Annotated in this window: 8 protein-coding genes; 4 read left to right on the forward strand and 4 right to left on the reverse strand. The window is 70.9% G+C overall.

Annotated features, from left to right (window positions below; translation table 11 throughout):
- Together ACWDVB_RS39750 and ACWDVB_RS39755 are read right to left on the reverse strand one after the other, a co-directional pair.
- Positions 1-521: SPFH domain-containing protein (locus tag ACWDVB_RS39750; protein ID WP_451612052.1), on the reverse strand; the 521-nt coding region annotated here is incomplete at its 3' end.
- A gap of 86 nt (positions 522-607) precedes the next feature.
- A complete protein-coding gene (locus ACWDVB_RS39755; protein WP_451514691.1) occupies positions 608-1,441 on the reverse strand; it encodes a hypothetical protein in 834 nt (277 codons plus the stop codon).
- A 157-nt stretch (positions 1,442-1,598) separates the two neighbouring features.
- Between ACWDVB_RS39755 and ACWDVB_RS39760 the strand changes: the two genes are divergently transcribed.
- On the forward strand, positions 1,599-2,360 hold the full coding sequence (locus ACWDVB_RS39760) for a class I SAM-dependent methyltransferase (RefSeq protein WP_451514690.1): 762 nt from the start codon (positions 1,599-1,601) through the stop codon (positions 2,358-2,360).
- 73 nt (positions 2,361-2,433) lie between these two features.
- A complete protein-coding gene (locus ACWDVB_RS39765) occupies positions 2,434-2,775 on the forward strand; it encodes a hypothetical protein (RefSeq protein WP_451514689.1) in 342 nt (113 codons plus the stop codon).
- 40 nt (positions 2,776-2,815) lie between these two features.
- On the opposite strand, the gene ACWDVB_RS39770 is transcribed toward ACWDVB_RS39765, so the two are convergent.
- Both ACWDVB_RS39770 and ACWDVB_RS39775 read right to left on the reverse strand, forming a co-directional pair.
- The gene (locus tag ACWDVB_RS39770) at positions 2,816-3,295 is read right to left on the reverse strand and encodes a VOC family protein (RefSeq protein ID WP_451514688.1); all 480 of its coding nucleotides are present in this window, start codon (positions 3,293-3,295) and stop codon (positions 2,816-2,818) included.
- Between the two features lie 90 nt (positions 3,296-3,385).
- Positions 3,386-4,168: an arylamine N-acetyltransferase family protein gene (locus tag ACWDVB_RS39775; RefSeq protein ID WP_451514687.1), complete on the reverse strand. Its 783-nt coding sequence runs from the start codon at positions 4,166-4,168 to the stop codon at positions 3,386-3,388.
- A gap of 363 nt (positions 4,169-4,531) precedes the next feature.
- On the opposite strand from ACWDVB_RS39775, the gene ACWDVB_RS39780 reads away from it, so the two are divergent.
- Together ACWDVB_RS39780 and ACWDVB_RS39785 are read left to right on the forward strand one after the other, a co-directional pair.
- The gene (locus ACWDVB_RS39780) at positions 4,532-5,725 is read left to right on the forward strand and encodes an epoxide hydrolase family protein (protein WP_451514686.1); all 1,194 of its coding nucleotides are present in this window, start codon (positions 4,532-4,534) and stop codon (positions 5,723-5,725) included.
- A 437-nt stretch (positions 5,726-6,162) separates the two neighbouring features.
- Entirely contained in the window at positions 6,163-8,382 is a 2,220-nt protein-coding gene (locus ACWDVB_RS39785) for an MMPL family transporter (RefSeq protein ID WP_451514685.1), read from the forward strand.
- Positions 8,383-8,436: the final 54 nt, after the last annotated feature.

Here is an 8,436-nt window from a genome sequence, read left to right on the forward strand (position 1 = left end):
CGCTTCATGGTCTCGGGCAGCGATACGTCCTTGATCTCGACCCGGTCGATCTGCACGCCCCAGCCGATGGCCGGGCTGTCGATCATCAACTCCAGTCCCTGGTTGAGCTTTTCCCGGTTGGAGAGCAGGTCGTCGAGGTCGCTCTTGCCGATGATGGAGCGCAGTGACGTCTGCGCCATCTGCGAGACCGCGAAGCGGTAGTCCTCCACCCGCACGACCGCGCCGGCCGCGTCGACGACCTTGAAGTAGATGACCGCGTCCACCCGGACCGTGACGTTGTCGCGCGTGATGCCGTCCTGCGCGGGCACCGGCAACGTCACGATCTGCATGTTCACCTTGCGCAGCCGGTCGATGCCCGGGACCACCATGGTGAAGCCGGGCCCTCGGACGTGGCCCGAGAGCCGGCCCAGGCGGAACACCACGCCGCGTTCGTACTGCTTGATCACGCGGGCCGCCGCCATCCCGTACACGAGGCAGCCCGAGGCGACCGCGGCGCCTGCTGTCAGCAGTTCCTGAACCATGGCGACCCCCCTGACGTCCGAGTCGGCCATTGGTGTCACGATATGCCCGCAAGTGTCCCTTGGTCGAGCCCCGGGCGGCCCGAGAATCAGTCCACGCGGGGCCGGGACTCGTGCAGCCGTGTGTGGTAGCGGCCCTCGGACTCGTGCCCGGCGGGATCCTCACCCGCCAGGATCACCTGCCGCACCGCGTCCCGCTGCTCCTCGGGGCTGGTGAAGAGCCGCTGCGGATACGTGCGCGAGGGCTCCGAGACGGTGTGCAGGCCGTGCGCGGCCAGGGTCACCGCGATGCGGCGGTACGGCACCGTGCGCAGCACGAACGCGCTCACCCACACCTGCGTCAGCGCACAGTCGAGCAGCGCGTCGAAGGTGCGGTGCGAGATGTAGCCGATACCGCCCGTGACGGTGATCAGCCCGGTGCGGGCGACCGCCCGGCACAGCCCGGAGCTGGGCGGGTGCCGTTCGAGGTCCTCGGCGTACGCCTCGTCGAGCAGACCCACCTCCAGGGCGTACCGGGTGGCGTTCGCCGCGGCGTCGAGCCCGATGACCGGCGTGGCGTCCGCGCGCCGCCGCGAGGCGTAGAACTCCTTGTCGCACTGGACCAGCTCGTGCGCGGTGAGCGCCGCCGTCCCGGCGGAGGTGTAGTGCGCGTACAGATCGGCGAGCGTGAGGTCGTGGTTGAGCAGCGCCGCGTTGATGCCGTAGGAGCAGCACACGTCGAGGACCGTCACGGGGCCCTCGGCGCCGGGCACCCGGGAGCGCAGCTCGCGCGTGCGGCGGAAGACCTCCTGGGCGTGGTGCGGGATCTCGTACGCGTAGGGCGCCAGCGTGCGGAAGTAGGCGCGCGGGTCCGGCTGGTCGTAGATGTCGTCGAACCGGGTCTTGCCCGATGCGGTCCTTGTCCTGTGCCGGTCTGTGGCCATGGGGCACCTCCGGGAGTGAGGAACGGGTCTGGGGCGACGTGCGATGTGCACCTCTACCCGGCCCGTCCCACCCCCCGGTAGACCTCCTGGCGGTTACCGGCCACGGCGCCGCCCGGCCGCGCCGCCCCGGGCCGCCTTCCTGACTACCCTGGAGCCGATGTTCACCTCCCAGGGTCCCACGCCGCGCGAACTGGCGGTTCAGGCGCTCTCCTCCACCGAGCACGGCTACGACCTGCTGGCCCCGAAGTTCGACCACACGCCGTTCCGTACGCCGGACCGGTTTCTGACGGCGACGGCCGACGCGCTGCGCCCGCTCGGACCCTTCGACGCGGGCCTGGACGTGTGCTGCGGGACCGGCGCCGGCGTCGAGACGCTGCTGCCGCTCTGCCGGGAGCGGGTCACCGGCGTGGACTTCAGCGCGGGGATGCTGGCGGCCGCGGCGGACGCGGTGGGCGGGGATGGCCTGGGCGGGCCGGCGGCGGGCAGGCCGTGCCCGGACGGCCCCGCGGTCGAGTGGGTGCGGGCCGACGCCCGCGCCCTGCCGTTCGCCGCGGGGTTCGACCTCGCCGTCAGCTTCGGGGCGTTCGGCCACTTCCTGCCCGCCGAGCGTCCCGCCCTGTTCGCCGGCGTCCACCGGGCGCTGCGCCCCGGCGGCCTCTTCGCGTTCCCGATCGGCGCGCCGCAGCCCGTCACCTCGCCGTGGCACTGGGCGCTGCTCGGCTTCGACGGGACGATGCGCGTACGGAACCTGCTGTGGCGGCCCCGGTTCGTCATGTACTACCGCACCTTTCCCCTGGGCGGGGTACGCGCGGACCTCACCGACGCCGGGTTCGACGTGCGGCTGCTGCCCCTGGAGGAGTTCGGCAGGCGCTCCGACGGCAGCCCGCGCCGGCGCCTTGTCCTGGCCCGCAAGGCGTGACGACGTAGGAATGTCGGTCACTCGCCCGGCGGCCCCGGGGGCGAGCGGGAGCCGGAGCCGGAGGACTGAGACCGTGGGCCTGACGATCAGCAACAAGTACCGGACGCGGGTCTATGTCGGGATCGGCTTCTCCGACAACACCTGCCTGCAAGGCACCGGGCCGCACATCATGGGCTGGCGGGGCATCGATCCGGGCCGCAGCGCGCTCGTGTACGCCAACGACGTCAACGAGTACAGCCCGATGTGGTTCTACGTGGCCGAGGCGGTGAACAACGGCCCCGTCTGGGCAGGACAGCACGTCACCCAGGTGCCGGACCAGGCGTTCAACCGCTGTCGGCGGCCCGGGATCTCGGGCGGCAGCCCACGCGGCTTCCGCGAGCTGTACGTGGGCGACCACGAGAACTTCACGGGCTGACCCCGCTCAACCTCACCGCGTCATGCCTTTGCCCCGGCTTCTACGCCTTGCCGTCGGCCGCCGCCTGGAGCGCGGCCACGTCGAGCTTCTTCATGCCGAACATCGCCTGCATGGCGCGCTGGGCGCGCTCCGCGTCCGGGCCGGTCATCAGCTCGCCGAGGATGGCCGGTACGACCTGCCAGGACAGGCCGTACTTGTCCTTGACCCATCCACAGGGCCCCTCCGAGCCGCCGTCCTCGGAGAGCTTCGTCCAGTAGTGGTCGACCTCCTCCTGGTCGGCGCAGTCGATCAGGAACGAGACGGCCTCGTCGAAGGTGAACTCCGGGCCGCCGTTGATCGCCGTGAACGGCTTGCCGTCCAGCACGAAGTCCACCGTCAGCACGGTGCCGGCCGGGCGCGGGGCGTTCTCCCCGTAGTACGAGACGTTCTCGATCTTCGAGTTCGGGAAGACCGAGACGTAGAACTCCGCGGCCTCCTCGCCCTGCGTGTCGAACCAGAGGTTGGGGGTGATCCGGGGCATGGTGCTCACTCTCCTGTCGCGTATGCGGCTCTCTCTGTGCGGCTCTCTCTATGGGGACCGTCGCACCGCCCGGAACTCATCGCCATACGGTCACGCGGTTTCCCGCACGCTCGGCTCCCGCTCCAGACGGATGCCGAAGTGCCGCTCGTACGCCGCGAGCACCTCCGCCTCCGTGGCCAGCTCGGTGATCTTCCGCTCGCCGTCGAGGGTCGTGGTGAGCGTGCGGCCGCCGAGGGTGATCCGGCCGTCCCCGGTGATCATCGAGCAGACCAGGGACCGGGTGAAGTGGGAGTCCGGCGAGGTGCGGTGGTACCAGGCGCCGCTCTTGAAGTCCCCCAGGACGCGCGGGCGCGGATCGATCAGGTACTGCGGCTTGCCGTCCTTGACGACCTCCAGATCGCCCTCGGCGGTCTCCACGAGGCGGAACGTGCCGCCGGGGTCGGCCTGCTCGCCCCGCTCGCCGAACGCGAGCGGCAGATGGCTGTGGGCGCCGAAGCCGACGTCCGCGAGCCAGTCCCCGCCGTCCTGTGTGCGCACGCGCAGGGTCAGGTGGTCGAAGGGGATGCCGAGCTGCCCCGCGTCGTCGTAGACCCGGGCCTGCACCAGCGTGACGTCGAAGCCGAGGGCCGTCAGGAGGGCGGCGAAGGCGCCGTTGAGCTCGTAGCAGAAGCCGCCGCGGCGGGCCTGCACGACCTTCGCCACCAGCGCCTCGGCGGTCAGCTCGATCTCCTCGCCGAGGTGGACCGAGAGGTTCTCGAAGGGGACGCTGCGCAGGTGCGCGAGGTGCAGCTCGCGCAGGGCCAGGGCGGTGGGGGCGGTGGGGCGTGCGGCGCCGATGCGCCGCAGGTAGGCATCGGTCTGTTCGGTGTTCATGGGTCCAGTGTGGTGGGGAAGTGGCCGCCCGGGCCACGGACCACCGGCCGCGCGGGTCAACTCCCGGGAGGCGTACGCCAGTACGTGTGTATAGTCACCGGCGACGCGCGCGCCCCGCGAGGCGCGGCACGCAAGCACGTACACACGCACGACCCGAGAGCCCCAGGAGGTGAGCCCGATGATCACGCAGCACCCTGCCCCGCAGCCCCCCGCTCCGCAGCACTCCGCCCGGGCCCTCCTGACCGCAGTCCGCGTCTGACGTCCGTCCCTTCCGCACCATCGACGGACGCCGCCGCCAGACGCCGCCCAGGAGCGCCCGCCCACCGCGATCGCGCCCTCCTGAGCGAAGGAACCGAAACACCCGTGAACACCACGCCCTCGCAGGCCACGTCCTCGCAGGCATCCGTCCGTGACTTCCAGGTCTCCGTCCCCGACGACGTCCTGGACGACCTGCGCACGCGCCTTCGGCGCACCCTCTTCACCACGGCCACCGACCCGACGTACTGGGCGGCGGGCACCGACCCCCACTATCTGCGCGGCCTCGTCGCCCACTGGGCGGACGGCTTCGACTGGCGCGCCGCCGAGGCCGCGCTCAACACCTTCCCGCACCGCGTCGCCGAAGTCGCGGGCGCGTCCGTCCACTTCGTGCACCTGCGCGGCGCGCGCCCGGACGGCGGCCCCGCGCCGCTGCCGCTGATCCTCAGCCACGGCTGGCCGAGCAGCTACGTCGAGATGCTCGACCTCGCCCGGCGGCTCGCCGACCCCGGCGCCCACGGCGGCGACCCCGCCGACGCCTTCGACGTGGTGGTGCCCTCGCTGCCCGGCTTCCTCCACTCCGGGCTGCCCGAGGGGCCGTTCACCCGGGAGGGCGTCGCCGGAATCTGGCACGCGCTGATGACCCGGACCCTCGGCTACCGGCGGTTCGGAGCCTTCGGCGGTGACATCGGGGGCGGTGTGACGCAGTGGCTCGGCGCCCGCTTCCCCGAGGAGGTCACCGGCGTGCACATCACCTCCGCGGTGGTCTCCGCCGACTTCGGCGCGCATCCGCCGACCGCCGAGGAGCAGGCCTACCTCGACCACTTGGACGCGTACGACACCGACGACCAGGGCTACAGCGAGATCATGTGCACCCGGCCCGACACGATCGCCGCCGCGCTGCGCGACTCCCCGGCCGGCCTGCTCGCCTGGATCGTCGACAAGTACCGCGACTGGAGCGACTGCGACGGCGACCTCGAATCCCGCTGGGACAGGGACACCCTGCTGACCGTCGCCACCCTCTACTGGGCCACCGGCAGCATCGGCTCGTCCTTCCGGCAGTACTACGACTACGTACGGCACAACAGGCCGGTGCCGCCCATCACCGTGCCCGGCGCCGTCACCCTCAGCCATGAACCGGCCTTCGCCCACTACCCGAAGAGCCTCGCCGAGCGCGTCTTCACCGATCTGCGCCACTGGAGCACGCCGCGCAACGGCGGGCACTTCATGGCGCACGAGGAGCCCGAGCAAGTCGCGCGCGAACTGCGCGACTTCTTCCGTCCGCTGAGATCCGCGAACTGACCCGACGCGTCCCGCTCTTCGGCGGCGAGGCCAACGGCTGGAATTGGCCATTCGCATGGCGGAGAAGTCGGCTACATCCATCCTGTGCGTACATCCTCGGCGGGTCGGTCGGACCGCAGCCGACGGATAAACCGGGACATCGTGCAGGTGCGCCGTGAAGGGGAGTCGAAAGTTCCGCGCCAATGACGAAGAAAGCGTTGACACGTGACTGCACCCTGTGAACGAGACAGGGTGACCGGCTCTCCTCCCAGGGGATGACACTCCACCGGGCGCAGTACACCGACCGTGGGCCGATAGTCCGGCTCGCAGTCGGACTCTTGTCCCCTCATCGGCGGTGAGGATGGAGAGGAATCCTGCTGGACCCCCTGACGTGCACCGATTCGCACGGACGGAGGGTCTTCCTCTGCTTGCCCAACCCGACGGGAGTCCCCTTCGCCGTGGCTACGTTCCTGTACAAACTAGGTCGCCTCGCCTTCCGGCGGCGCCGCTATGTGGCACTGCTCTGGGTGGCTCTGCTCGTCGGTGCGGGCGTCGCGGCCTCGACCGCCCCCGCCGCGCCCGCCGACTCCTTCTCGATGCCGGGAACGGAGTCGCAGAAGGCGTTCGACCGCCTGGAGAAGCGCTTCCCGGACGCCAGCGCCGACGGCGCGAGCGCCCGCGTCGTCATCCGGGCCCCCGAGGGCCAGAAGATCACCTCGGCCGAGCCCAAGGCCGAGGTCGAGAAGATGGTCGCGGCCATCGGCAAGGGCTCGCAGGTGGCGGGCGTCGACGACCCGTACAAGGCGAAGACCGTCAGCAAGGACGGCACCACGGCGTACGCCTCGGTGACGTACAAGGTGGTCGCCACCGAGCTCACGGACAAATCGCGTGACGCCCTGACCAAGGCCACCGACCGGACCCGTGACGCGGGCCTGAGCGTCGAGACCGGCGGCGACGCCGTCATGGCGGAGCAGGAGATGGGCGGCAGCGCCGAACTCATCGGCATCGCCATCTCCGCGGTCGTCCTGATCCTCACCTTCGGCTCGCTGGTCGCCGCGGGCATGCCGCTGCTCACCGCCATCATCGGTGTCGGCATCGGCATTTCGAGCATCGGGGCGCTCGGCAGCGTCCTGGACCTCTCCGCCACGACCTCCACGCTGGCGATGATGATCGGCCTCGCCGTCGGCATCGACTACGCCCTGTTCATCGTCTCCCGCTTCCGGGCCGAGATAGCCGAGGGCCGCACGCCGGAGGACGCGGCGGGCCGGGCCACCGGAACCGCGGGCTCCGCCGTGGTGTTCGCCGGCCTCACCGTCGTCGTCGCCCTCTCCGGCCTCGCGGTCGTCAACATCCCGATCCTCACCAAGATGGGCCTGGCCGCCGCAGGCACCGTGGTGGTCGCCGTCCTCATCGCGCTCACCATGATCCCCGCGCTGCTCGGCTTCGCGGGCCGCAAGGTGCTGCGCCGCAAGGACCGCAAGAAGTCCGCGAGCGAGCTCCTGGACCCGAACGCCAAGCCGAAGCTCGGCACCCGCTGGGCGCGCTTCGTGCTGCGCCGCCCGCTCGCCGTCCTGCTCGTCGCGGTCGTCGGCCTCGGCGTGATCGCCGTCCCGGCCACCAGCCTCGAACTCGGCCTGCCCGACGAGGGCACGTCGGCGCCGGACACCACCCAGCGCAAGGCGTACGACATGCTGTCCGAGTCCTTCGGCGCGGGCTTCAACGGCCCCCTGATGGTCACGGTCAGCAAGGACTCCGAGGTGGCGGGCGCCGCCAAGACCGTCGGCGAGGAACTCGCCAAGGTCGACGGCGTCGTCGCCGTGACGCCTCCCACGTCCAACAAGGCCGACGACACCGCGATCCTGAGCGTCGTCCCGGAGACCGGGCCGAGCGACCACAAGACCGAAGAACTGGTCAAGTCGATCCGATCCAGTGCGCAGGACATCGGGTCCGACACCGGCTCCGAGGTCCTGGTCACCGGCCAGACCGCGATGACCATCGACTTCTCGCAGACCCTGGACGACGCGCTCCTGCCCTACCTGGGCCTGGTCGTCGGCCTGGCGTTCCTCCTGCTGATGCTGGTCTTCCGCTCGATCCTGGTCCCGCTCAAGGCGGCGCTCGGCTTCCTGCTCTCGGTGGCCGCCGCGCTCGGCGCCGTCGTCGCCGTCTTCCAGTGGGGCTGGCTCGCGGACATCGTGGGCGTCGACCAGCCGGGCCCGATCATGAGCATGATGCCGATCTTCATGATCGGCGTGGTCTTCGGCCTCGCGATGGACTACGAGGTCTTCCTCGTGACGCGGATGCGCGAGGCGTACGTCCACGGGGCGCGCCCCGGCGAGTCGGTCGTGACCGGCTTCACCCACGGCGGACGGGTCGTGGCCGCGGCCGCGGTCATCATGATCAGCGTCTTCTCCGGCTTCATCATGGAGAACGACGACATGATCAAGATGATGGGCTTCGGTCTGGCCGTCGCCGTCCTCTTCGACGCGTTCGTCGTCCGCATGGCGATCGTTCCCGCCGTGCTCGCGCTGCTCGGCAAGTCCGCGTGGTGGCTGCCGCGCTGGCTCGACAAGGCGCTGCCGAACGTGGACGTGGAGGGCGAGAAGCTGCACAAGCTCCTCGGTGACACGGTCACGCCCGACGCCGAGACCGACCGGGAGCTTCAGTCCGTCGGCAGGTGACACCGCGGTTCCCGCTGAGCGGGCCGGTCGGGGCACCCCTTGAGGGGGGCTCCG

Source organism: Streptomyces sp. NPDC003379 (genome assembly GCF_053589195.1).